Source organism: Aedoeadaptatus coxii (assembly GCF_001553115.1).
Classification (GTDB): Bacteria; Bacillota; Clostridia; order Tissierellales; family Peptoniphilaceae; genus Aedoeadaptatus; species Aedoeadaptatus coxii.
On record NZ_KQ960155.1, the window covers coordinates 1 to 26,699 of the forward strand.

A 26,699-nucleotide genomic window follows, 5' to 3' on the forward strand; every position below is an offset into this window, starting at 1 on the left:
TTGAAGGTTACTTTGTATTCAATGTCTTTCCAGGTAGCGGTTAGGGTTACGTCGCCAGAGATTTTTATTTTATCCTTGGCTTGTTTTACGCCATCTTCATTGTTGACTTGCCAACCGGCAAACACTTTGTCTTTCGGTGCTGTAAATGTTGGAGTCGGAAGTTCAAATTCGCTACCCTTTGTTACAGTTTTCTCTTCCATCGAGCCGGTCGCGCCTTCTCCGGGTAAGAATTTTGCCTTTAATTCAATGGGTTTCCACGAAGCTTTTATGACGGTGTCCTTGGTAATGGTGATGTCAGTTCCGGGTTTGGTAACTGTCGTCGCCCCATTAACTAACCATCCTGCAAATTCTTGATTTTCGTTTGGCGGGGTAAAGGCATTATCGGGAAGTTTATAGGTGCCGTTTTCTTTTACTTGTGCACCAGCCATATTTCCGTCACCACCATTAGCCTCAAGCGTTACATTGTATGCCTTTGTCGCCGTAGCGGTAAAGGTTTTGTTTGTTTTTGTTGCGGTGAAGTCTTCAGTATTCCATACGGGTTCTACATAGCCTTCTTGTGCCGAAAGTTTTATCGAATCTACCACGGATTGGTTAATCGTGGGAAGTTTGTAGTCCTTTAAGTTCGTATTGGGTTTTACCTTGTATTTTTGGTAAAGGGTCGGAGTGTCTTTATTTCCTTCAACAGCTCCGGATCCGACATTATTCACCTTCGTCCCTTCGCCTAATTGGAATTCTACTTCTAAAGCATCATCAGGTAAGTTTTGTGCATCCTTATTTGTTACATGGTTGCTGACGTACAGGGTTTGATTGTCGACAACAAGTTCAGAGTTGTCGTCAAACTTAACTTTTATCTTGCCCGCTCTTGTACCTGCTGAATCGGTTTTCCGAGCCGTATCAGTTGCATCTTCAAAGGTGGCGCCTTCTAAAAGCTTGTTGACTTCAGTTTCTTTTGTAGATTCTTTTGCCTTAATGCCGTCTTTCCAGTTTACGTCATCGCCGACCCATTTTTTTATATCTTTCGGGTCGAGACCGCCAAGGGCTTCAACTTTGTCAGCTTTTGTTTCTTCTACAGTTAAAGATCCCTGTTCTGATGTAAGTGGTGTTGTATCGTCATCTGCTATTCCACCCTTATCTGTTACTGTAGCTGTTACATCTGTTCCGCCTTTTACCTTGTCTTTAGGAATCGTTACAACGCCATTTTTATCGACGGAACCTTCGCCTTCAGTGATAGACCAAGTTTCATTTTTATCTTTTGTTGCTGTAGTCGTTTTTGTTTTACCATCTTTTCCTGTGTAGGACACAGAAATGCTATTAGCATCTGTATCTTTTTCATTTGGAGTGATTGTGATGCTTTTCTTATCTCCACTTAAGTCAACTTTAGGTGCATCCGGTTTAAGGTTTTTTAAAAGGTCTTTGGCCGGAATTGTTATTTTTGGTTCAGCTCCGTCTTTTACCTTGTATGAACCATCAGCATTTTTTTCCGGAACAAATTTATAATCATTTTCCAGAGGCCAAGTACCTGCTACATCATTACCGCTAAATATCTTAACATTTCCGCTGTCATCAATTTGTATAACTGCCGGTACTCCATCCCAGTCTCCGGTTCCGTTTGGTAATTTAGATTCGCCATTTACTGTATATCCTTTTCTTATGGCAGCATCAATTGCTTTTTTGTCATCAGCAGTTAATTTTCTAGGGTCTTTAACTTCTATTTTATCTACTTTTACAGGTTTAACAGTAGTTTGAGAACAAGATTTGAATTTATGGGGTTCTTTTACTGTAACACCAACTTTTTGATCAAGTTTTAAGTCAGGGTTTGGAATTGTATATGTGAATTCTCCTGTTTCGCCATTTACAGTTGCATCTACCGGATCAGATGTGTCTTTGTCAACTAAACACTTCCCTCCATCACAATAGCTATCTTTGACCGCATCGCTAAGTTTAAGAAGTATTTGAACTTTTATGCCGTCAAATGGTCCCTCTCCTGCTAGCTTTCCCTTAATTACATTGTCTACAATGGTAATACTGCCAAGAGTAGCTCCTCTCGAATGTTCTGTAACTTGTTTTATTTGTAAATTTGTAGCTTCTACTTTGCCTGATGTCGAACCATCAGTATAAGTTACTTCATAATAAGCATGGGCAGCAGTATCAATGGAAAACTTAACTGATTTAATATCACCAGCTATTGCAGTGTTTGCATTGTTAAACATTTCAACAGCTTCTGCTTGTTCGTCATCATTGACTTGGTTGGATGAAGTTTGTTCTATCCAAATTTCACCTTGCGGCATTTTTAGCTTGTCTTTATTTTGTATAGCAAGTGAGTCCATCGCATTTACAGTTACAGGCTCAGAATTACTTCCATTAAATTCTTGATAAGCAGTAACCGTATCTCCTTCTGCAATTGTAACTCCTTCAGGTAAGTTTACTGTCCAAGTTGTTCCACTTTTCGGTGTAACGAAAACAGTGGCTTTTTCATTCCCACTACTATCCTTTAATGTTACATGAACTGTTCCTCTTGCATTCTTGCCATTAATTTTACCTCTGTGTAAATTTCCTCCAGAGATAGTATTTGTTCCAATAAATGCTTTTGTAATTGTAGGTGCCTCTATCCCGTCGGCCGCATACACTTCCACCGCGCCCAACACATTGGTGAAGATCATGACGAACGCTAAAAAGCTTGCACATAAGGATTTATAAATCCTTTTCCTCGCTTCGCTTCCCTTCATTTTTCCTTTCCTCCTTTTTGTCTGTACTTTATCGGTTTGGAAAACTATAGAATCACTCTTATAACCCCTATCATACTTTGCTTTTTCAATAGAATCAAGGGTTCCGAGATGATTCTTTTTATGTCTCTTTCTGTTTTTTGATTTAATTTCCTTCTGTCCCTATAAAATTTATTTTATCCAAACCTTTTCCGTAACTTTCATTTTGTTTTGTATGTTTAATGTTGAGTATTCCTTTAAATAGCGATGCGAATAAGAAATTTTATTTTTAGTCTAAAATAATCTATTGCAAGAAAAAAGCCTCAACGTTCGGATCGTGAAATCCAACGTTAAGGGCTTTCTTTTTATTCCGGTTCGATGGGCGTATCGAATGTTTCGTTTTCAGAAAAATCCGTGCCGTCGTTTACGTTGCTTTGGAAGGTGCCGAAGGTGGAAATGTAGTTTTCCCCGTCGATGGTGTAGTGGATTTCCACTTGCAAGTATTCCAGGAAGTATTTTTCGTATTGGCGGCTATAGCGTTTGGTGGCGTAGCTGTAGCCTAAATCGCCCTCGTCTTTTAATTCGCCGGCGATGATTCTCGTTTTTTGAGGATCGTTATAATCCGATGCGTGGGCGATGATTTTTATGTTTATTTTTTCAGGCTTGACGGATTTTTTGTTTTTCTCGAATTGAAAAAACATGCGCGGATCTTTGTTGAGGTCGATGCAGGGTATATCCCCTTCGATTTTTCCGTCGATAATGTCGCGGACGCTCGCCAGTTCGTCGTCGGTTAAGGCGAGGTATTCTTTTTCTTTATAGGTTCTGATAATGGGCTTGCGCTCGTCCCACGCCACGACGGCATCCATGCGCACGCCGTCCACGGTTTTGTTGCGCACACTATTCGGCGTCGGCGAGAAGACATAGGACACAAAGACCGCAAAGGTCGCCCCCACCGCTAAGATAATCCAGAGAGCGATCAAAATTTTCTTTCTCATGCCACACCTCCTTTGGAATGATTGTACCAATTTCTTTTTTTCGCCGCAATAAAATACCGGCGCGAGGCCGGTGTTTTAAAGATTGATTAAGTGAGTTGCCACTTCAAAGTAGATTAATAATGCAAAGGTGTCCACGAGGGTGGTAATAATGGGCCCCGCCATAACTGTCGGGTCTACGTGGACTTTGTCGGCGATCAAAGGCAGGATGCCGCCGATGATTTTCGACAGGGTGACGGTTAGGAGTAAGGTCGCCGATACGGTTAGGCTAATGGAAAGGCCGTGGGCGCCGATGATCGTCATGCGAATAAAGTTGACGACGACGAGGATGCTGCCCGTAATCAGCCCTACTTTTAATTCTTTGCTCATCACGGCGAAGATGTTTTTAAAATGCACTTTGCCCGTGTAGAGGGCGCGAATAACAGTGGTGGACGATTGGGTGCCCGCGTTTCCGCCGGAGTCCATGAGCATGGGAATGTAGGCGGCCAGGGCGACGCTGGATGCCAGCAGGGATTCGTATCGCTGAATGATAAAGCCCGTCATGGTGGCGGTGATCAGGCAGATGATCAGCCATGTGGTGCGGTCTTTGGCGATGGCGAAGCAGGAGCGCTCCAGGTAGTCTTCGTCGGATGTGTCCTGTACCCCGTGGATATTGGAAAGGTCTTCTTCGTATTCTTCGTGCATAATGTCGATGGCGTCTTCTACCGGCACGATACCCAGGAGTCTGCCTTCGGAATCGGTAACGGGGATTTCCGAAAGATCGTAGCGGTAGGCGATTTTTGCGACGATTTCCTGGTCGTCTGTCGCCTCGATGGAGCCGGGCAAGGGCTCGAGGATGTCTTCCATTGTTTTGTCCGGCGATCTTAGGATGTCGGCGAGGTAGACGTAGCCGAGTAGCACGAGGGATTTATCCGTTACCCAAATTTGCTCCAGTTTGTCGGCGTCGAGATCCGATGCGATGACCCGTTTTAATACGGTTTCGCAGTTGCTGCCGGCTTTGGCGGAAAGGAATTCCACGGTCATAATGGAGCCGACGGAATCTTTCGGGTAGCCTAAGAGTCGGTTGATGACTTTACGGCGATCGCCGACGACGAATTCATCCATGACGCGGCGCACCATGTTGGCGGGGAGTTCCTGTAATGTGTCGACAAGTTCGTCTTCATCGAGTTCGGTAATGAGTTCTTCCACGTCGTCGTCGGAAAAGCGTTCGATGATTTCCCGCTTTTTGTCCCGATCCATTTCGGCGAAGGTATCCGCCGCCAGGTCTTTGTCCAAGAGTTTAAAGCGGAGCATAATTTCTTTGACGCTCATCTCGTCGAATGATTCCGCAAGGTCCACCGGGTCCATGTGGTTGATCTCCGATTTAAGAGAATTGATTTCGTCAATGTCGTAATTGCGTTTCACGCTATCCCCCCTTTTTTATCACGAAAAAAGGATCGAGGGTTCTCAATCCTTTTTGTTTTCTTCTTATTGTATAGCCAAATTATATCATAGCCGCGGAAAAGAAGATAGTTTTCATCTTTTGCGCAAAAAAACAGACCGATTTTGAATCGATCTGTCTTTTTTGATGCCTTTAGAGGTCGCCTAATTGGTAGATGACTTGTGCTAATTGCGCACGTGTAAAGGTATCTTTCGGCGCAAAGGTGTTGTCTTTGTTTCCGTGTAGGATTTCGTAGCGACTCATGTGCATGACCGCTTCTTGTGCCCATTTGGGAATGGTGTTGAAGTCGGTATACTTCGGTACTTGCTCCGCTTCTTTTAGTTTGATGTTTAAAGTGTTGGAGTATCTGTAGAGGATGGTCGCCATTTCCGCACGGTCTAATGTTTTATCCGGTGCGAAGCGATTGTCGCCGACGCCGTAAACGATTTTGTTTTCAGCTGCCCACGCAATGTAGGGGTTGGCGTAATCTCCCGCTTTCAAATCTTTGTAAGTGGGTGTTTGATATTTGCTGATATCCACTTTGGCGTGGCGTCCCAAAACGGTGACGAATTGCGCCCGTGTAATGGGAAGGTTGGGCATAAAGACCATATCCCCTGCAATGTCGTTGAAGTAGCCTTTTTGTAAGGCGATGCGAATAGCGGTTTCGCCCCAGTGTCCGGTAAAGTCGTCTTTTACATTGGGCGCTTTTTTGGATTCCTGAGGAGCTGTTTGAGTGGAGTTTCCACCGCTCGGCGTTAGGTTGATCCAGTTGCCGGTCGATTCGCCATTGCCGCTTTCGGTTTGCGTAGAGGGTGTCGGTTCGACGGGGGCAGGTTTTGCCGCGTCTTTCCATTTCGCCGTAATGGTCATGCCGTTTTTAACGATTACTTCTTGTCCGGGTTGCATAAGTTTGCCCGATACGTCCCAGCCTTCAAATGCTTTTCCGGCCGGTGCTTGCAATCCGTTTTTCGGCAAAATAATTTTATCGCCTTTTGCCACTTCCGTGGATTGTGTCATGCCTTGTCCGCCGTTTTTTTCAAAGTTGACGGTTACCTTTTCTACAGGTTTGGCGTTTTTGAATACGGCGGTAATGTCGAGGCTCTTGGTTGCGTTGAGGACTTCGCCCGGTTGGCGCAAACCTTTAAGGTCTTCGTTTACCGTCGAACGTACGCTGCCACGTGTTCTCGCCACGCCATCCATAAAGGCGTTAGCTTCTTCTACGCGCCATCCTGCAAATATTTTGCCTTCCGGCGCCGTCAAGGTGCATTCCGGCAAGGCGAAGTCTTCCCCTTGGGCGACTTGAATGGGCGCCATGGTGCCTTCGCCACCATGGAATTGAATGGTGACTTTTGCGTTTGGTGTTTCAACAAGTTTGTCTTGATCGGGATGGAAGGATACGATTTTCACCGTCGTGTTCCGCGCGTAGTCTTTTGCCACGACTTTGATTTCATAAGGAGCGTCGCCGTATTTTTCTAAGTTTGTGTCGGCGATGTAAGGATTGCCGTTAATGAAAATTTCTTTTTCTTGGATTTTTCCTTCTTTTCCATTGGTGCGCTTATCCGTTACGCCGACATAAAGTTTTTTGTCGGTGTCGTAGGGAATGGCTTGGCCGTTCTCTACGGAATCCTTGGAAATAGTGACCTCGGGTTTTACATCATCTAAATAGAGATGGTATTGGGTTTTGAGGGCTTTTTGAACGATATTGCCTTCGCCGTCTTTAATATTGCCGGGCATGCCGTTTCCGGAGTAATCTTTTGCCGCCCAGTCCAGGCGATCGCCGTCTTCGAAGGGTATTTTCACTTCAAAGGGTCGGCTGTTGTCGCTCTTAAGGTCGCCATAGATCAAGTGTTCGCCTACAATGCTTTCGTTGATGCGCAGGTGCCAGTTGAAGCCGCCTTTATCGCCGACGACACCTTTCATCACCAAGGGGCTCTTGCGAACGTAAAGATTATTGTCGTCGGTGGGGTTAAAGAAGTTTTTATCCATATTTAATTGCACGGCGTCTTTATCGAAGTAGACGCATTTGCCTTTTTCGGAAATGAGATTCTCTTCTTTCAGTTCCACTTTATCGTTCACTTTTATCGCGTTGCCCTTTTCATCTAAGGCAATTTTGTACACCTTGTAGTTGATGTGGTTAAAGCCTTGGAGAATATTGAAGCGGACATTTTCGTCTTTTCCGTAGTCCTCGCCCTGTTCGCAACGGGATGCGTCGCAGTAATATACGTCGGAGCTTAAGGGCTTTAAGCCGTTTTTGCCCGGGTTGAAGGATGTGATCTTTACGGCGTAGCCTTTATAAATCTTCAGTTCTTCCCGCATTTTAAACACGGTGTTGCCGTTAACGTCTTTTTCGGCTGTTACTTTTCCGTTTAAATCGCCGTTGCTAAGTTCTTCAATATCGCCGACTTTGGATTCGACGGGGTGGAATACTTTCTCGGCTTTTTTCTTCTTTTCGGGCATTCTAAAGAAAATGGGTTTGCTGTCGCCCTGTTGATCGACGACGAAGAGTTTAATATCCCGTTCGTAGTTGGTTCCCTTATCGTTATTGACGTCGTCTTTGTTGCCGTAGAAATCGAAGGAAAGGGTATTGTTTTTGTCGTCGTAATTAAAGGTCATGACTTCGGCCCGTTTGCCGGTTTTCATCATGGTCGCCGATTGATAGTAAAGTTTGGCTTTTTTCGATACGTTTTTCAGGGTACCGGATACGCGGAAGCCACCGTCTTCATCGGGGGTAATTTTGCCTACATAGCCTTTCTTGTTCAGACCCTCCATGGTTTCCTTGGCGTATTCCATAGAATCTCCGTTTTCATAGAAGAGGGGGTTGCCGTCGGCGTCCAGTTTGTTGTTGTAGTCGCCGTAATCGATGTAGGGCTTTTCTTCGCCGGTAACAAAGTCGTATTTGTTATAGGTCTTGGGTTTCGGCATTTTCCGTAAATCCGTATCTTCTATTTTTCCTGTAGTGGAATGTGTTTTGTCCAAGAGGATTTCAGGCGTACCTTCGACTTTTTTGTCGTCTTCTTGTTTTTCTTCTGCCGGTTTGTTTTCAAGGGGGGCAGCGGTCTTTAATTTGCTGCCGTCGATGGCGTACTTGTCATCTGCCTTGTAGCCATCTTCGTCCTCGTTTGCCTTTGCGTTTACTTCATATTTCAGCTTACCGTCGGTAAGGTTTTTGTCGAATTTCACGCGGAAGGTATCGGAGAAGTTGGTGGCGCCGTCGAGAGCCGCCAATTCCAAGGTTTTGCCTTGAAGATCGCTGTTGGCGCCTTTAATGACGTAGTGTGTTTCGCCGGTATTGGCATCGTAGCCTTTGTTGAGAACTTTTAGGTTCGGCTCTTTGATTAAATCGCCGTACTCATCCACAAAGGATGCGCCTAAGAACCAAAGTTTGTTGGAAACTTCTTTAAAGGCCTCGGGATTTTGTTTTTGATCGTAATTAAACCACGTCTTCGATTTGTCCGGGTTTTGGTGATAGGTGTCCTTCGCCACGACCTTAATTTCATCGGGGTTGGAGCAATCCACGGAAAGAATTTTCGGCGCCGTATTGTCGACCTTCACGGGAACATAGGACACTTGATAGGGGTAATCCGGCGTGAGGCGATATTGGAATTTGTAGTAATATTGCCCTTCCGCCAAAGGTGTCAGACCCGGCTCGATATAGTTTGCGCCGAATTGCACTTGTTTCGGCGAGTATACTTTGCCGTCCCATTGCATTTCGGGGAATACTTTCATCTTGGATTTTTTCAATCCCTTTGCCGTGTTGCTCTTACAGTTTAAAATGCCTTTTATAAATTGTTGTACGGAAAGGACTTTAAGGTTCCGTTGACCTGCTTCTTCCTGTTGGTTTACGATGGCGACTTTCGCATCGTAGGCGGAACGTAAAATAAGGGGCGTAGGCGTTACCATTTTATCGGTGGTGTAGCCGTCGACGATTTTACTGTCGCCTGTAGTTTGTTGCGTAAAGTCCATGCTGTTATTCAAGGAGAAGAAAGCGGGATCTTGTTCAAAGTTCGGGTTGCCGTCTTCGGTGTTTTGAATAACGCCTGCCGGGTTAAAGAGGTCGATACCGTGTTCGCCGCCGCGACCGCGGTTCATGGTGCCGGGGCGTTTTAAGTTGCCTTCGTCGTCGTGGCCGACGATGCCTTTGGATTTAGATCCATCTTCCCACGCCCATTTGTCGATAATGGTTTCTTTGTTCCAGTCCCCCGCAAAGCCCATGACCGGCATAGAAAGGGAAGGTTGTGCGTTTTCGTTTTTGCTGTCGGCAGCTTCTTTGGATTCAAAGCTCAAGAAACTTTCCACAAATTGATTGTTCGCCTTGCCCGTTTCCATTTTCGCCGCTAAGTTGTAACTGCTGTGAGCGGGAACGGTAATAGTTTCGGAGCCGAGGCTTACGCGTGCGCCCTCTACTTTTTTCGGGTGAATTTCCGCTACGATTTTTTGTCCGTCTTGGCTCTTTTCGTCTTTGTATTCTTCGTCCAGTTTTTTCACCGGCGTTTCCCCGTCGGTGGTGACCGGGCTTGCGGACACGTTAAATGTCAAATCGCGATCGGAAATATTGCGCAGGGTGACGGTGAAATCTTTCGATCCGTCTTTAATTTCTCTGAGGGAAGCGGAGCCGTAATCGTTGTATTGGCCGTCGCCGCCTTTGGCTTTTACCGACACGATGACGTTGTTTTTCAACGCTTTATCCACGTCGATAATCCCTGCCCCTTGTTGACGCGGCGATGCAAAGAGTGTTTGATTCTTTTCATCTTTCGTCGTCGGGTCTTTCATGGGGCGCGCCGTATTTTGAAGCATGATCTTCGTCAAGGATACGAGGTCGATGCCCGATCCTTTAATGAGGGGATCTTTTTCGATTTGTTTTAAGCGCGGGCGAATCAATACGGTGGATGCGGAGACCACGGGGGTCGCCATGGAGGTGCCGCTCATGTATTGATAGGTGCTTACGCCGTTAATAACATTCAGTGTAGAGTAAATGTTTTTACCGGGAGCGGACACGTCGGGTTTTAAGAGAAGGTCGGTACGGGGACCCCAGGATGTGGAGCCTGCCGGCACTTCTTCGTCGCCCCATTTGATTTTGTCATTTAAAAATTCCACGGGGAGACGTTTTTCCTGTCCGACGGCGGGTTTGTGCGCGTCGAATGCCTTCATGTCGATGCGGTAATCGCCTTTTTTATTTTGCTTATCCTGAGCATCGTGGAATTGCTTGCCGGTGATCATATCCCAAAGATCGCGGCCGTCGTAGCCGGATAGGGAGAAGACTTGTACTTGTGTACGCTCGTCTTGTTCGTATCCCATAGCAGGTACATTTTCCCAGTCGTCGCGGTTGTAATAGTTTACGGTGTTCACGACGATAACGCCGACGGCGCCTTTGTTTTTAACTTTTTGGAAGGCGTATTTCATGTCGGTGGAGAAAATACGATCCATGACGACGATTTTGCCTTTAACGTCTTTTCCGGCAATGTCTGCATCTTGGCATTTGCCTAAGTAAATAAAGTCGTAATCTTTTTGGGTGAAGTGTTTTTTGTCGAAGAAGGCGCCGATTTGTGCATAGCGCATATCTTTTCCGCCGATCTTCACGCCGTTAAATTCCACGACGGTGTTTCTCGACGAGGCGACGGCGATTGCGTCTTCGTGTGCCGCCGTACGGGTAACGTTCCCCGTGTCGGTCATGTTCAGGGCGTTGTTGCTGTAGCGATCCCAGGAGGAATCCGACGCGGATGTGGCGTAGTTCCCCGTGGCGACGCAAACGGGAATGTCGGCTTTTCTCAAGCCGCGAATGGCTTCCCAGTATTTCTCCCCTACGAGACCGGTTCCCGTAAAGCCCGACGAAATGGAAATAACGTCGGCGCCGTGTTGGATACAGTCTTCAAAGGCGTGGAACATGGTTTCGTCGCCGGCAAAGCCGTCGCTGGCGTCGGAGTACATTTTGTACGCCATTAATTGGGCGTTGGGGGCGATGCCGCGAATCCCGTTTTTAGCCTGTAGATCTTGTTCCGTAGCGTTGGCCGCTAAAATCCCGGAAATGTGCATGCCGTGGGGATCGTGATAATCGCTACCGTCGTCGTACATTTCCTTGGTAATGGCGCCGCCGCTTAAATAGTTGAAGCTGCGGGGCACTTTCGGGGATAAGTAAAAGGGCTTGTCTTCAGGCTTTAAATTCTTTTCCTGAATTTTTGCAGCAGACAAGGCTTCGTCATCTAAGCGCATGTCCTTGTGTTTGTAGTCCATCCCCGTGTCGATATTGGCGATGAGCATGCCGCGGCCGTCGTAATGTTTCCCGATTTCGGGATTGGTGGCATTAATGGCCTTTAAGTAATCGGTGGCTTTATCCACTTTGACGACTTTGCGCGCGTTTTCCATTAAAGGCTCGAGGGTTCCGCAACGCTCGACGCTCTTGACCCCCGGCAAGGTGCGAATTACTTCCGCTTGCTCGGGATAAGTTTGTATGGAAACAGCCTTAAAGAGAATGTGGTAATCGTAAAAGATTTTTACATCCTTCATCTTTTTCAATTTTTCCTTCACTGAAGCGCGCATCCCTTCTTGGGAAAATTCCACAATGTAGGAAAATTTTTCGTTTTTCACCGCCACATTATGTTGTGACGCCTCGAATTTTTTAACGATGGCGCTGGTCTGCGGCGTTTTCGTATGTACCGCCATTGGTTTTTCGCTGCCAACAGCCGCTGCAAGGGCGCCTTCCGCCGATGAAAAAACCATCGTCGCCGCCAAGAGCAGGCTAAGTGTCTTTTTCTGCATCCATAACCTCCTTGAATGGATCGTAAAACAATAAGTTGCATTGATAACAGTTATCGCACGAGTGTGATTATAAATTTAACGCTCTTCTCGCGTCAAGAAGATTTTTATTATATTAAAAAATAGATAAGACTTTTCGTTTTGGAGTTATAAATGAAGCGTCTTTTTTGAAAAATATTATTTTCGATTAAATTCTGCTGATATAACTTTATTTTTATTTTTATATGATTATCCACTCAACTTTTTCTGTTGTATGTAAAAGAAATAGTTTTCGAAAGGATCATCCTTTTCCAAGAAAGGAAAATATTCACCGCGTAAAAGTTAATATATTAACTTTTCTGGGGTGTATTTTAACTCCTTATGGAAAAGCCGTAATCGGCATCGAATGGAATTAGAGATTATGTTTAAAGCCATTGCTTTCGTCGCAATGGCTTTTCGGCTCTTTTCAATTAAAAATTCTGTCGGAAAAAAAACGGGATGTAGGTGTAGGAACACATTATGTCGCTCGCATATGGTTGTCATAGACCGATTAAGCGCATGAAAAAAGCGATCGGCTCTCACCGATCGCTTTTATTTTTGGTCGAGATGACAGGATTTGAACCTGCGACCCCATGTCCCCCAGACATGTACGCTACCAAACTGCGCCACATCTCGACGTCAACAAATAGATTATAACAAGTTTGTAAATTCTTTGCAACTCCTCTTTTAAAAATTTTTCCGTGTCATCCTATAGTCATCTGCCCCTATAATAGGATATAATTGTCTACATTCTACAGAACACAGGAGGGCTTTATGACGATAAAAGTTGACGGGGAGCGGATTTTGCATTTGCTCGCCCGAAATGAACGAGAGATCGCGAAGGTTTGTCGCCATATTCAAAAGGATACAGCCATGGGCGGCTCTTATTTTGAGCAGATGGCGAAGGACGGGGATCGCCACCGCGATGCCTTTTTGCAGCTTGCCGAGCGGGCGAAAAGTGACGGCGGCTGGGTCATCGACAGCGACGAGTATGAATTTTTCCGCTTGCGTTTTGAACGGAGTTTGCTCGCCGATCCGGATGATCTTTTGAAAATGGCGACAGGTATCGGCGATCCTTTGGCAATGTATGAATTTGTGGAGCGTATGAAACGTGAAGCTGTGGAGATCGTTCGGGAATTGCAGGATATTATTCCCCGCTTTGCGCCTAAGGTGTTAAAGAGCATCGAACAGGATGACAAAAATCATCTTAAAAAAGTAACCGAACGTATTCTCGATCATTTTCGCGCCAAGGAAAGTGTATAAAAAATGAGCGTCCCCAATAGAGGGACGCTTTTTTTATCCCCGATCCCGCTCTTTGCGATACCTTGTAAATTCGTCTTGGGTGTCGATGACGAGGAAGGGGTTTATTTGTTTTTCTTTGCCCATGGTAGTGGGGAGGGTTACTTTTCCCTCTTCCCGCAGTTTGCGCACCCGTTCCAATTCTTTTCGGGTGGCGTCGTTTTGCAGGTACTTGACGCTTTGTTCCAAATTGGAAAGGGAGTATTCGTGAGCGGAATAGATTTTAACATCGTCGTCCAGCGTCTTCAGTTTCTGCAGCGTTTCAAACATGGACTTGTAATCTCCCGTAAAGACGCGGCCGCAACTTGAAAGGAAAAGGGTATCGCCGATAAAGAGATCGTTCCCCTGCAAATAGGCCACGTGTTCTTCCGTGTGCCCCGGCGTGGCCATGACGCGAAATGTTTCACCGAGAAGGCTCAATGTTTCGCCCCCTTGTACGATGTTTGTGGCGATTTTTGTTTCGGCGGGTCCGTAAATCGGCGCAGGATGATGTTGAACGAGTTTTTCCACGCCACCGGTATGATCCGGATGCCAGTGGGTTAAGAGGACGGCTTCCAATGTGTAGCCTTTCGCCGCCATAATATCCAAGAGAAGATCGCTCTCTCCCGGATCCACGACGAGGATTTTATTTTCTTTTTCTATTAACCAAATGTAATTGTCCGACAGTGCCGGCACGGGAATAATATTCATAATGTCACCTCGTAAAGTGTATACCCCTTTCTTCTCCTTTTCAGCACGATAAAAGCTCCCGCCGTAACGGGAGCCTTTTTTGTGTTTAGAGCATTTCGACGAATGCGGTTAAGCGGGTATTGAGTTGGCCGACGTCTGCTTGGGAGTAGTCGGTTTCCACTGCAAGATAGGGAATGCCCTTTTCGTCGTTGCAGAATTTTTGAATCGCGGAGGATTCGATATTGTAGGTGTGGCATGCGGTCAAGACGATTTCCACTACGCCGCCGACTTTGTATTTGTCGATCAAATAGCTTAAAAGTTCGAAGCGGTTCGGGTTCGGCGTCATTACGGAGCATCCGATGTTGATGTAGCGGTTTGCCAATGCGTCGATTAAATCGTCTAAGGTTTCGCCGGTATCTTCGACGAAGTATTGAGATTGTTTTTCGCCGATGCAGTTTTCAAAGCTTACGACGACGGCGCCGTTGTCTTCTAAGGCCTTAATGACTTTTTGCGGTGCGCCGCCGGAGGGGCAGCCGGTAATTAAGATTCTCGGTTTCTTTTCCCGTTTGGAAGGATCGTATTCCTTCATGATCTTTTCTTTTAATTCGTCGAGCTCTCCGGGGATGGCTTCTTTATTGAAATTGTAGAAGTTGGAGTTTAATACGGAGTGGATGTCGAAGCCGTCCACGGGAGTCGGGTCGTTTTCCATGACTTCGCAAAGTTCTTGACGGGCACGACGAATGTCGTTGGTCATGTCGATGGCTTTTTTAAGATTGTCGTAGGTAAGTTCGGTGTCGAATCGTTTGGCTAAGAAATCGGCAACTTTGTAAACTTCTTTCTTCCAAAGTTCGCGGGCATCGGCGGATTGGGTGTTGGGAAGTTCCATGACGTAAACGTCTTTAAAGTCGCTCATCATTTCGTACATTTTCTTCTTGCCGTCGCAAGTTGTTTCGCCGATGACGACATCGGAGAAGTGGAAGAATGGGCATTTGTCGGTTTTACCGAAACCGTAACTGGATTTAATAAGGGGGCAGAGGTTTTTCGGAAGGTCTTTTTCCGCTTCGGCAATGGGTTCGTCGTTTGTGGAGCAAAGGCCGACGGTGGCAAGGCCCATTGCGTTGGCGATTTCTTGAGGGAAGTACGTACAATAAGTTCCGACGACGGGAATGTCTTGATCTTTGATCTTTTTAACATTCATGAAGCCTGTTTTTCTCGCATCTGCAAATTCATCGAAAATTTCCGGCAAGTCTTTAATGATTTTTTCCATGGTTTCCTCCTACATTCTGTTAACGTTGTTTCTTTTCCTTCGCTAAGCAAGCCGCTCCAATGGCGCCTGCAAATTGACCTTTTTCGTGATTGATGACGTGGCGATCCAATTTTTTGGAAAGCACTTCGGCAAAATAAGGCACATTGCTGAGCCCGCCGGTTAAAATCACGGTTTCCGGGAAATCTATACGCCCGGTAAGGGTCACTACTTTGTTCGCTACCGAGTCCACGACACCTGCGGCAATGTCTTCTCGGCTTCTGCCTTCGCCGATATAGGAAATAATTTCCGATTCGGCAAATACCGTGCAAAGGGAACTGATGGAAATTTCTTCCCCCACCTTTGCCAGTTCAAAAAGCGTGGGCATATCCACGCCCAGGCGATTGGCCATAACTTCCAGGAATTTTCCCGTGCCTGCGGAACACTTGTCGTTCATCAGGAAGTCTTTAACCATATTTTTTTCCACGAGGATCACTTTCGTATCCTGTCCGCCTACGTCGATAACGCCTACGTCGCTTCCGGCGAGTTCCCTCGCCCCGCGACCGTGACAGGTGATTTCGGTGATGACGAAATCGGCAAATTCCACGGCAATTCGGCCGTAGCCTGTGGCTACGACGCGAACATCGTCGCTGTGAACGTCGATTCCCATCTCCATCAGACGGCGGGCAATGTCGCGAGAGGTATCTACCGAACTCCATCCCGTGGGCTGTACGAAATGAAGCTCTTTATCGCCGAAGCCCCAAACTTTTGCGGCCGTCGATCCAATATCGATTCCAATGTACTCCACAGCTCAACGCTCCCATTCTAACAATTTGTCGTAGTCTAATGCTTTTTCCCCTATGAGCGCTTCCAACGGTTCGCGCTCAGCCAAAACATGTTTCCATGCGTAACCGCAACCGGCGGAAAGTTCATCGGGCAAGGGGATCAGCATACCGTTAAGCCCCGATCCTTTCACCGCTTCTTCCATGGCCATGGCGTCGGTTACACTTTCAAATGTGACGATAACGACTTTCTCACTCATTTCCCAACTCCTTTGCAAGCTCCTTTAACGCCGATGCGGCGCACTCAATTTCCTCTTCCGTCGTAAAATAAGAAAGAGAAAACCGTACCGCCCCTTGGGTTGTCGTGCCCATGGCCTCGTGGATTAAAGGTGCGCAATGGGCGCCTGTGCGAGTTAAAATGCCGTAGCGGCTTTCCAAAAGCTCGCCTACCTTTGACGAGGAAACCCCCTTAATATTCACACTTAAAACGGCGGTCTTCCTACTTAAATCCTTGGCACCGTAAAGAATAAGATTCGAAGTATCCTTTACGCTTTCCATAAGTTTTTCCAGAAGCTCCATTTCCTTTGCGTGAATTTTTTCCACGGTCTCCCGTTGAATAAAGGTCAACGCACCGTGTAAACCGGCGATGCCGTGGCCGTTTTGCGTGCCCGCTTCAAGGCGCGTGGGCATGGCTTTCGGATGCTCGTGATTATACGAATCGATTCCGCTGCCCCCGACTTTTAACGGCTCCACGTCGATGCCCGGCGCCACGTAAAGCCCCCCGGTGCCCTGAGGCCCCATAAGGGATTTATGTCCGGTAAAGGCGAGAATGTCGATGGCCGCCTTTTGAACGTCGATGGGGTATGCCCCCGCCGTTTGCGATGCGTCGACGATAAAAAGCAAATCGTGGGCTTTACAAAAAGCTCCGACCCTTTCCAGATCCAACACATTCCCCGTTACATTGGAGGCGTGGTTTACCACCACGGCCTTCGTGTCCTCTCGAAGAAAATCTTCGAGACGGGAAAGGTCGACGATCTGTTCGTCGTCTACGGGTAAAAAATCCAAGGGGCAGCCGATGCGGAAAAGGGGACGCAAAACGGAATTATGCTCCGTCACCGTCGTAATCACGTGATCCTTTTCAGTCAGCGTGCCGAAAAGTGCCGTGTTCAACGCCTCTGTGGCATTTAAGGCAAAAGCGATATGCTTGGCGCCTTCTCCGTGAAAAAGTTCGGAAAGCATTTGACGGGTACGATACTCAATGCGCGCCGCCTCCAGAGCACTTGCACCCGTTCCCCGCCCGGCATTACCGAGATGAGATAGGGCCGCTACCATGGCTTCCACAACGTCGTCGGGCTTGTGCATGGTGGTGGCTCCATTGTCTAAATAAATCAACGGATCCCTCCTTTCGAATCTAATTCCAATATAACAAATTTTAATCAACTATAGCTTAAAATCCTGAACTATTTAAAAATTCTATACGGCATTTATTTTTCTTTCGTTTGCCTATTACGCTGCATCAAAAAAACTCCCTTTCGGGAGTTTCCATTGCTTTTATTGTATGCGGTCCACCACGCTTTTTAAATATTTCCCCACGACGACGGAAAAGCGATTTAAGTCTTTAATCCGCACGAAGTCGGTGCCGAAGATTAATCGTTCCTGATCCAGTTCGTCGTCTTCGCCGGTAAAGACGCCGAGGACGGCTTTTTGTTTCAGTTTGCCTTGTAAGACTTCCGCCGCCGTATCGTAGACGGCATCGTCGCCGTCGTAATCCACTACTTCTCCTTTGGCGGCATCGAGGCCGATGGAAAGGAGATCGTTGGGCATGCCGTCGGATAAAACGATGAGCACTTGTGTGTCCGCGTCGATGGTGTCCATGGTGTCGAAGACGTAGCGCAGGGCGAAGCCGTCGCGGTTGGATCCGCTGGCTTTGTAGTTAAAGATTTCCTGATTTTCTTTTCGATCGTCTTTATAATCGCGGAAGATGCGAATGATTTGGTAATTGAAAAGATTGCAAAAGCCCATAACTCTTGTGGGGATGCGCAGTGCCGTAAGGGCTTCGGCGATTAAAAAGCCTTGAATGGCCACGGATTCCTGGCGATCTTGTTGGGAGCCGCTCATATCCAAAAGGATATCCACGGCGAAGGAGTTTTCTTCTTCGAAGTGGTTCTTTTTAAAGATGCGCTCGTCGTTTAAGATCAGATGTCGCCAAAGAAGGCTCGTGTCGATGGCGCCGTTGGCGGAGCGTATGGGCGCTTCCGAGGAATCGTCTAACAGGTTTTTCCTAAGGATTTCTCGAAGTTCGAAGATGGCGCGCTCGTAAAGGTGGCGGTTTTTTTCGTAGGCTTCTTCGGTTTCTTTTCGCTGGGCGAGGATTTGATCTTCGAAAAAGCGGGCGCCCATGTCGTTTTCAAATTGTCCGCGGGTAATGTGCAGGTGCATGGCCTTATGCATTCCCGTAGCGATTTTGTTTTCCAGGGCGCGTATTTGTCCGGGAGCGCCTACTTCCAAGCCGAAGTGTTTTCGCACGCGATCTTGAGTCTTGCTTTCCGTGTCGCTTTGGACGCGGGAAAGGTTGGCGTCGCTTTCCACGGCTTTGGAAGTATCGCGAATGACGCCGGAAAATTCCGCCGATTCGATGATTTCCGTGGCGGCGTCCTCTTCTTTCGGCTTCATGTCCACGATGCTCCGCGGCTTTTTCTTAGGCGGCTCTTTGTATTCCTCTTTTGGTTCGTCGGGCTCGCTTATTTTTTCCTTTACCTCGAAGGTGAGGGTAGGGTTTACGTGGAAATGTTCTTTCCATATGGCGGAGAGGGTTTCGTAAAATTCCCCTTCCGATTTTATCTCGCTTCCCTTTAAAAGTTTGCGCATAAGGGGCTCGAGGAAGGTACCCGCCGTCATGGGCTTGTGGATCCGATGGGCGGCGTATTGCATTTCGATTTCTTCGGCGAGATCTCGTTTGTTTTGAAATTCCAAAGCTCGAAAGCGATCGCGGTAAATGCGCTGCTCTTTCGACGCCACGCCGGGGCGTTCTTTAAATAATTCCCTTTTAGTGTATTCCAGGGCGAGGATTTTCGCCACGGCGCGCATATCTTTTCCGTTGCTTTGCTTTTCCGCATTTTTCGCCACGAAATTCGTCAGCCGATTTTTCGGAAAGGCGCGATCGATCATGGCCTGTTCCGCTACGGCAAATCCGTTGCCCTTGCCGTGGTAGCGTCGTTGGTAATTACCGCCTACGGTCCAATAGATATTTTGGCGACGTTTTTCGGAAAGTTTCATCGAAACAACTGCTCTTTCGTTACATCATCTGAGAACAAAGTGTCGATAACATCTTCTACCACTTCTTGTTCGAAGCGGTCGAAGGATTTGTTGACGATGCCCATGGTAAGGGCAGGTTTGACGCCGAGGCCTTTTTCGATCATGGTCAGGGCGCCGAAGAGTCCGCGCATATCCACGGCTTTTGAGGAAATTTCGCCTTCCAAGCTTTTGTTTTGCAAATCGGTGAAAAGGCGGGCAAAAAGGATCATTCCCTCTTCGTTAAGATGGGTTTCTTCTCTTAAAATTTGCTTGAGCCCTTCCCCTTCCAAAATGGGCATGTCGATGACCATAAAGCGGCTGATCAGGGCTTCGTTTAATTCCCGCGTACCCATGTAGCCGTAGTTCATGGTGCCGATAAAGCGGGTGGCGTCGTCTAAGGGGATGCGATCGTATCCGGAGACGTCGATCATACGGCGAAAGTCCAGCGCCGAGTGCACGACGGAGAGGGATTCGTTTTTCGCCATGTTGATTTCGTCGAATACGGCAAAGCCGCCTTTTTCCGCCGCCAGTGTGACGGGGCCTTTTTTCAACACGACTTCCCCGCCTTTAAAGGTGTCCACGCCGATTAAGGAGGCGCTGTCCACGTTCACGTTTAGAGACATATTCCACATGGGGCGGTTAAATAATTGGGCGAGGTTTTCGGAAAACACATTTTTCCCCGTGGCCTTAGGCCCGGAGAGGAGGATGTGGTAGGCGGATAAAATAGCGTAAATGGCTTTTTCCCAAATGGTTTTTCCGTAGTAGCGGTAAATGGATTCGGGAATCCGATCCTCGTAGGCCGGATCGACGGGATGTTGTTTAACAAATGCTTCCACGTCGTCCAGGAGTTTTTGATCAATGCCTTGTTTTTGTAAAAATAACAGTAATTCTTCTCTCTTCATCGCTTTCCTTTCCGTATCGCCGAGCGATCTATCGTTGTTTCTTTTTCGTTATAAAGCTTTTGACAGCTTCCAATTCTTCAAATCCCATAAGAAGGGCTAAAAGTGCGTAAACAGCTGCGCCGACGGCCATGGCCATAAGCAAGCTTATATTGGGAGATAAGCGACCCAGTAAAAGGCCTTCGGCGAATTTTGCGGCGAGCCCCATGGCGACCGATGCCAATAGGATTTTCGCCATATTTTTTCCGTATGCTCCGATGCCCAAGGTGGACATGGATTTTTTTAAATGAAGAAGCATGCCCACTCCCCCGACCCAAAGGGCGATGAGCGTTCCCATGGCGAGCCCTTTTAAGCCGAAGATTTTTCCTAAGATTATATTCAGCGCAATGTTGATGACCACCATGTAAACCGAATTTATAACGGGCACGGCGGCCTTTTTTTTGCTGTAAAAAATGCGGATGCCGATTTCTCTAAGGCCGATGGCTAAAAAGCCCAGTCCGTAATAGAGGAGTACTTTCCCGGTCACTGCCACGTCTTCCGCCGAAAAGGCGCCGCCTTGAAAGAGGAGCCTGACGATTTCTTCGTGAAATGCCACGACGCCGACGGTGGCGGGCAATATAAGAGCCGCCATGAGGGAAAGGCTTCTGCCGAAAACGTGGGCCAATTCCTCGCCGGCCTCTTCTTCCACAAGCTTCGCCATTTGGGGATAGATGACGGTAATAATACTCGTCACCACGATGCCCGTTACAAAGCCTTGTATTTTGGTGGCGTAGTTTATGACGGGCACGCCGGTTTCCACAATGGTAGAGGCTAGGGATTTACTTACAATATTGTTGATTTCCAAAACCGATGTGGATATAAAGATGGGCAGGATTAATATGAGTAATTTTTTCAATCCTTCATTTTCTTTATAACCTTTTAAGCGGAAGTGAAAACCGCTTTTTTTAATATAGGGCAAAAAGAAAATGTATTGGAAGGTAAAGGCGAAGAGAATCCCCAAGCCTAAAAGAGTAATGTCCCCTCCTCTTCCTAAAAACATGGCGAGAATTAAAATGGAATTCATGACCACGGAGTGGAAGATGGACACGATAAAGTGGTTGTGGATTTGCAAATAGGCTTTAAAAATGGAAAATACCGCCATTGCGACGATGCTTAAAGAAGTGAGCCGCGTCACATAGACCGTGCGCTCGAAGAGGGATCCGTGAAAGCCTCTGGCGAGAAGGCGCACCAACGCAGGGGCAAAGATCACGGTGAGTAAGCTTAATGCGAGGGCTGCAATGGCCAACATTACCGTTAAATGAGATGTAAATCCGTCGGCTTCTTCTCTTCCCTTTTCGTGGTTGATCTCCGTGTAAACGGGAATGAAGCCGCCGGCGAGGGAGCCGGAAATTAAATTGCTCACCATCATGGGCAGGGTAAAGGCGATGAGAAAGATATTGGCAATATCCGATGTACCAAAAAAATGGGCTAGGGCTTTTTCCCTAGCCAATCCAAAAAACTTCGTGCCCACGGTAATGATCATGAGCAGGATGGATGTTTTTTGCATATGCACCTACTTTAAAATTCCGAATTCGTAGCCTTCGCTTCGAAGGTGATCGATGATCTGGCCTACGGCGTTGGCTGTAAGTTGTTTGTTTTCAGCATCGTGCATTAAGATGACGATGATCGACGAGTCTTTGTTCGCTTTAATGGATTTGTCGAGAAATTCCACGAGGCCCGCTTCGGTGGTGGGGCGACGGCTTGCAGGTTCCGCATCGCCGTTTAACGCGTTCCAATCGATCCAGGTGACGCCCATGTCCTTCAGTTTTTGATCGGCAGCTTCCAGATTTTTCCAACTCATGTGGCCGCCGGGATAACGCCAAGCGCCGGCGTGGAAATCTTTCCCTAACACTTTTTGAAGAGCGGCTTGGGTGTCTTTCGCTTCTTTTTCAATGCGCGCAGTATCGGCTACCCGTCCCGGATAGAGGAGATGGTAATCGTGTGTATAGGAGTGCATGCACACGGCGTGGCCTTCGGCCAATTCGCGCATTAATACGTCCCGCGTCTTTTCCGACACGATTTTTCCTACGACGAAAAAGGATGCGTGGGCATTTTTTTCTTTCAGCGTATCTAATACTTGAGGCGAGATTTTATGATTGGGCCCGTCGTCGAAGGTTAAGAAGGCGATTTTTTTCGAACCGGTGTAATCCATTTTGCCTTCGATAATGTCCGCAACGTCTGCGGCGGAATAAGCATAGCTCTTGGCGCGGGTAATGTGGTTTTCCCCTTTTACCAAGCGAATGGCGATGCGATCGTTAATAATATTATTCCGTAAATTGCCGATCTCTTTCGGCGTGTAGGCATTTTTGTCGTTTACGGCACCTAAATTATTTAAGACAAACCATTCCGCCTGATCCCCATAGGCGAGGGCAACATTATCATCGCCGCCGATGTTTTTTAATTTATGAATGGCCAAGGTGCCGAGGACGAGAATAAGCGCGACGATACTGAAGGCTCTGATCCGCGCCTTGCGTCGACGGGCTTTAATGCGCTCTCTTCTTTCCCGTCTTTCTTTATCTCTTGTTTCTTTATCCATTTGATCCTCCTTATGGATGGACTGTGATACACTGGGCAATTTTTTTACCCTCGGCGTAAACATAGCCTTTTAAACTGTTTCCATTCCAAAGCCAATCGATATGTCGTTCTCGAATCGTCGGCTCTATGTTCATCATATCCAACAGACGCAAATTGGCGCTGTTTAAATCTAAAAGTTGCACCTTATTCCCCTGGCCTATGGCGATGTAGCGATCGCCTACGAGTCGAAGACTGCGATTTTTCGAGAGATCGTAGGCCAAGGTGTAGGCGATTTTTCGGCTGTTTAAGTCGTATATTTTGACGATGCCCATGTCCCCGTCGTCGACGACGAGGTAGGAGCCGCTTAAAATATAATCCCGCACATCGCCGTCGGGCAAGAGCCAGCCGCCGTCGTCTTCCTGTACGGACAGAAAGCCGTCGATTTCATAGGCCAAGCGACCTGATGACACGCTGTAACTTTCCACGGCGCGATGGAGCACGCGGCTTAAATTTTTCTTTTCCGCGTCGTAAAGGTAAATTCCCCTCGGCGTCTTAAAATAAAAGTTTTCGCCGTCGAGTTTAACGTCGCTCGCCTTTCGCATACTGTAGGGAATGGTGTATTTCTCGACGCTTCCCCTCCCCATATTATAACGATAGAGGGTGAATTTATCCATGGCCACCGCCGTCTTTGTTTCCTCGTCGTAATCCCGAGGCTCTTCTAAGGAAAGATCGTTGCGATACTGAAGCTGGCCGTTATTTAAGACGCTGAAAAAAGATCCCATGCCGCCGGGCACTTTTTCGCCCCAGCCCATAATATCTTCTCCGCTTACATCCAAAAGTTTCGTCGCCATGTTGCCGTCTACATAGGGAGACAAGCTGTCCACTTCGATTTGACGAAGGGGCACGATTTTTTCTGTGCTCGCAGGCGGAATGATGAGGGCGTTTCCCTCCGTGGAACTGAAGTTGACGGTGTAGCCCAGTTCTTCCAGCAAAAAGCGAAGGGGCACATAGAGGATGCGGCCGCAATAGGTAGGATAAATCGTAATGCCTCTGCGTTCCGATTGCTTAATGTACACCGAGCGGTTCAACCCCATTTGCACGCGATTGATTTTGTTGACGGAAAGTATTTTCTCCTTTTCGTCGTAGGTGACGGTGTCTTTTCCCACGATGGACTGAAGGTCGTCCAGGGCAATCAGGTAGCCGCCCTCCGCTTTTCGCGGCGGATGTTTTAAATAGACTGTCCCCGTTCCCTTTTTCGGCGAAAGGTAAAGGTTCAGGGAAAAATTCCAAAGAGGTTCGGAAAGCTCCAGAGGTTTTTCCTCGACGCCGTCAAAATAAAAATCGCCGTTATCTACGGGAAGGGCCGCCGTAGCAAATAACATCGCCAATAAACTGATGACGAGTAACAATTTTTTCTTCATGGCCTCACCTTCTCGTTTCGGGAATGCGCTCCTCTTTTAACCAAAGAGCGATACGACATTGTCTTTTTTTAATGCGCCGATGCGACGAAATACCGCATCGCCGAGGGGCGTTAAATCCACTTGATACTCGCCGGCATAGACCAGGCGGTAAAGTTGTAAATCCTGCCCCAGCTGCGCCGTAAGGGATTGAATCCGATTCTTTTTATCGGCAGCCTGAGGTACGGTTAAAAGGGAGGTGAGGTATTTTTTGTCGAATAATTTCGCCCACCATTTCCCCACGGGCCATTCTTTAAAATAAGGCGCCGCTTGTACCAAATTCGGATGGAGAAGGGTGCTGAGCCAAAGGGAAAGTTTTTCCTGATGAGAAAGTTCCAAATAGCGTTCCATGGCCGTGGTGTGCATGTAGCGTCCTTCATCCAACACGATCATATGCTTCAGCTCCGCAAAGGCACGGTAAAATACGAGTTCGGGATAGGTGCCTTCTCTTAAATGGGTGCTCCCCGGCGATGCCATAACGCCGATTAGGGGAAACACCATATCCAACGATTTTCGATTGAGGGCGCCGGTTTGAGTGGCTTCCATTTTATGGTTCATAAAGCATTGCAAATAGCGATCGTATTGGGCAATCCATGGAATGTATTCCTCCGGCATGGTGCTCAATGCTCTGTCGAATTCCGAGGCGCGGTAAAATCCGCCTACGGATTGTTCCAAATGGGCCTTTAGACTCAGGAGACGTTGTTGGGATTTCATTACCGAGTAATAGGCTTCCCTCTCCGTTCCCGCCTTCGTCCACACTTTCAAACATTCCAACACGCGGAGAAGCTGTTCGTCGCTTGAAAAAACGCCTTCTTTTGCGGCTTCTTCAATGAGCGGATCGTATTCCGTAAATTCGTCTTCTTCCATGGATTGGCCGCTCGTGATATATAGGCGGGATTCCATCCATTCCAAGACGTGAATATCTTCCATAACTTCTTCCCGCGTAACGCCTAAATGGGCGGCGAGACTGTAGAGATCTTCCCCTTCCTCGCCGTCATCGTCTTCACCGATCCAACCGTAGTAAAGATCTTCATTTTGATCTTCTCGCGATTGTTCGATGCCCAATGCGTAGAGAAACATTAAATCGGGATTGCCGTCTTTTAAGCTCTTTAAATAGCCGTCGGGATCTTGGCTTAAGAGGGGTTGCAGATTCAGCATGGATTTTACTTTTTCCGTAAAGCGCTCCTCCAAATCTTCCGGCACCATATTGGCGATGTGGAAGGCGTAATGTCCGCTTTCCGTGTGAAGTACGCGGCCGAAAAATAAACTGCCTTCTTTTAAAACCTTCGTCACGTCGGTTTTGCGGATCATGACCGCCGGCTCCTGAATGACGAGGTTTTGAATGTAGATCCCCTTTTCCGCCACGTGATTGACGCGATAAATGGAAAGATAGGAATCGAAAAAGGGCTCTAAATAATAGTCCACGCTCCTCACTTTATGGAGATGGCGCCAAAATTGATGCATTAAGCCGCGGGTGGTCTCCCTGTTTTCCATGGTGTCGAACATAAGCCAGCTCGCCATGTCGAAATCGGAAACGGCTTCGCGAATAGGCTCGTAAAGCGCTTCATCTTCAAACATTTCGTCCATGGAGATGCTGTAACGGGCGGAATCGACGATGGTTGCAAAATCGTCCAGTGTCTTGATCCAGCTGTTTTCATTAGACATGGGTTACTCCTTCGTCGTACAGATGTTGAATTTCTTCTAAATGAGTGAGTATATCGTTGACGTGGTAATTTACCATAAAATCAGGTACGGTTTGATCCTTACTCTGAAACATTTCCGTGTAATGGAAAATGTCTTGAACCCTCAATTTATTTTCCACGGTAAACCTGGCATCTGCAATATTAAATTTAAGCAATACTTGCAGGTCTACGAATACTTCTGTAAAAAGTTCCAGTAAACGCTCCACACCCTCGATGTTTACGTCTCGAGAAAAGGGCTCGTCGATTTCTTTTCGAATCAATTCGAAGGAATCTTGAGCCTTGTTCAGCTCCTTTTGAAGGCCGTCCAGTTTCGGCTTTTCGTCGGCGAGCAAAATGCCTTCGGAAAGATAAAAAATATCGTCGTAGGTTTTTTCCAAGAGCGCCTCAAAACTTACTTTGGGCGTGGGTCTGGCGATGAGGTAATTGATGATCATGGACACGGTGATCCCAAGGAGCGTACCGAGCAATCGGTTGACGCCGTAAACCCATTGGGATTGTGTCGATGAAAAACTCGCCACAAAAATAATATTGGTTAAGTTGATATAGCGATTTAATTTAAAATGCAGGAGAGTGAGGATGATAATAATAATCCCGATACCCGCAATCAAAGGTCGAATGTAATGATTGTCCGTAATCAGGGACAAAAAATAACCCAAGACGACGCCGATGACGCAAGTAAACATTCGTAGGCGCACGGCTTTGTGGGTTTCGTGAACGGATGGCTGCATGGTCGTCATAGAGGCTATGGCGACGAAAAGCGGCGTATTGAGGCCGATCACATTGGATATAAACAGACTCACCACGACGGAAAGGGCGGTTTTAAAGGTGCGCATTCCGATGAGGGGAATCTTTTTTTCTTTTGGCATATTGAACTTGTATCCCTCCAGAATCGAGTATAGGAAAAGTATAGCAAAACCA

Annotated in this window: 16 protein-coding genes, 1 tRNA gene and 1 pseudogene; 1 reads left to right on the forward strand and 17 read right to left on the reverse strand. The window is 47.1% G+C overall.

Annotated features, from left to right (window positions below):
- The 5 genes and pseudogenes from HMPREF1863_RS00290 to HMPREF1863_RS00310 form a co-directional block, all read right to left on the reverse strand.
- Positions 1-2,726: pseudogene (locus tag HMPREF1863_RS00290) on the reverse strand (InlB B-repeat-containing protein); the annotation flags it as partial.
- A gap of 341 nt (positions 2,727-3,067) precedes the next feature.
- Positions 3,068-3,697, reverse strand: coding sequence for a hypothetical protein (locus tag HMPREF1863_RS00295; protein ID WP_068366047.1), 630 nt, complete (start codon positions 3,695-3,697; stop codon positions 3,068-3,070).
- A 75-nt stretch (positions 3,698-3,772) separates the two neighbouring features.
- Positions 3,773-5,098 (reverse strand): magnesium transporter, encoded by a 1,326-nt coding sequence (gene mgtE / locus HMPREF1863_RS00300; protein WP_232300080.1) that lies wholly within the window; start codon positions 5,096-5,098, stop codon positions 3,773-3,775.
- A gap of 169 nt (positions 5,099-5,267) precedes the next feature.
- Positions 5,268-11,867 (reverse strand): S8 family serine peptidase, encoded by a 6,600-nt coding sequence (locus HMPREF1863_RS00305; RefSeq protein WP_068366049.1) that lies wholly within the window; start codon positions 11,865-11,867, stop codon positions 5,268-5,270.
- Between the two features lie 574 nt (positions 11,868-12,441).
- Positions 12,442-12,518, reverse strand: a tRNA-Pro gene (locus tag HMPREF1863_RS00310).
- A 138-nt stretch (positions 12,519-12,656) separates the two neighbouring features.
- Between HMPREF1863_RS00310 and HMPREF1863_RS00315 the strand changes: the two genes are divergently transcribed.
- Positions 12,657-13,145: a hypothetical protein gene (locus HMPREF1863_RS00315; protein ID WP_068366051.1), complete on the forward strand. Its 489-nt coding sequence runs from the start codon at positions 12,657-12,659 to the stop codon at positions 13,143-13,145.
- Positions 13,146-13,178: 33 nt separating this feature from the next.
- Here HMPREF1863_RS00315 and gloB read toward each other — a convergent pair whose 3' ends face one another.
- The 12 genes from gloB to HMPREF1863_RS00375 all read right to left on the reverse strand — a co-directional run bounded on the left by gloB (position 13,179) and on the right by HMPREF1863_RS00375 (position 26,647).
- On the reverse strand, positions 13,179-13,871 hold the full coding sequence (gloB, locus tag HMPREF1863_RS00320; RefSeq protein ID WP_068366052.1) for a hydroxyacylglutathione hydrolase: 693 nt from the start codon (positions 13,869-13,871) through the stop codon (positions 13,179-13,181).
- 85 nt (positions 13,872-13,956) lie between these two features.
- Complete coding sequence (locus HMPREF1863_RS00325) at positions 13,957-15,117, reverse strand: double-cubane-cluster-containing anaerobic reductase (protein WP_068366053.1); 1,161 nt, start codon at positions 15,115-15,117, stop codon at positions 13,957-13,959.
- A gap of 19 nt (positions 15,118-15,136) precedes the next feature.
- A complete protein-coding gene (locus tag HMPREF1863_RS00330; RefSeq protein ID WP_068366064.1) occupies positions 15,137-15,901 on the reverse strand; it encodes an acyl-CoA dehydratase activase in 765 nt (254 codons plus the stop codon).
- 3 nt (positions 15,902-15,904) lie between these two features.
- Positions 15,905-16,135, reverse strand: a complete 231-nt coding sequence (locus HMPREF1863_RS00335; protein WP_068366069.1) for a putative Se/S carrier protein — start codon at positions 16,133-16,135, stop codon at positions 15,905-15,907.
- Positions 16,128-17,267: an aminotransferase class V-fold PLP-dependent enzyme gene (locus HMPREF1863_RS00340; RefSeq protein ID WP_068366071.1), complete on the reverse strand. Its 1,140-nt coding sequence runs from the start codon at positions 17,265-17,267 to the stop codon at positions 16,128-16,130. Before HMPREF1863_RS00340 ends, HMPREF1863_RS00335 begins: the two co-directional genes overlap by 8 nt.
- A gap of 159 nt (positions 17,268-17,426) precedes the next feature.
- Positions 17,427-19,151: a vWA domain-containing protein gene (locus tag HMPREF1863_RS00345; RefSeq protein WP_068366073.1), complete on the reverse strand. Its 1,725-nt coding sequence runs from the start codon at positions 19,149-19,151 to the stop codon at positions 17,427-17,429.
- Positions 19,148-20,071, reverse strand: coding sequence for an AAA family ATPase (locus HMPREF1863_RS00350; RefSeq protein ID WP_068366074.1), 924 nt, complete (start codon positions 20,069-20,071; stop codon positions 19,148-19,150). Before HMPREF1863_RS00350 ends, HMPREF1863_RS00345 begins: the two co-directional genes overlap by 4 nt.
- Positions 20,072-20,099: 28 nt before the next feature.
- Positions 20,100-21,614, reverse strand: a complete 1,515-nt coding sequence (gene murJ / locus HMPREF1863_RS00355; RefSeq protein ID WP_068366078.1) for a murein biosynthesis integral membrane protein MurJ — start codon at positions 21,612-21,614, stop codon at positions 20,100-20,102.
- Between the two features lie 6 nt (positions 21,615-21,620).
- Positions 21,621-22,643, reverse strand: coding sequence for a polysaccharide deacetylase family protein (locus tag HMPREF1863_RS00360; RefSeq protein ID WP_068366080.1), 1,023 nt, complete (start codon positions 22,641-22,643; stop codon positions 21,621-21,623).
- Positions 22,644-22,653: 10 nt separating this feature from the next.
- Positions 22,654-24,042: a hypothetical protein gene (locus HMPREF1863_RS00365; RefSeq protein ID WP_068366082.1), complete on the reverse strand. Its 1,389-nt coding sequence runs from the start codon at positions 24,040-24,042 to the stop codon at positions 22,654-22,656.
- A 36-nt stretch (positions 24,043-24,078) separates the two neighbouring features.
- Entirely contained in the window at positions 24,079-25,743 is a 1,665-nt protein-coding gene (locus tag HMPREF1863_RS00370; protein WP_068366084.1) for a hypothetical protein, read from the reverse strand.
- Complete coding sequence (locus HMPREF1863_RS00375; RefSeq protein ID WP_068366087.1) at positions 25,736-26,647, reverse strand: FUSC family protein; 912 nt, start codon at positions 26,645-26,647, stop codon at positions 25,736-25,738. The genes HMPREF1863_RS00370 and HMPREF1863_RS00375 overlap by 8 nt, the downstream gene beginning before the upstream one ends.
- Between the last annotated feature and the right edge of the window lie 52 nt (positions 26,648-26,699).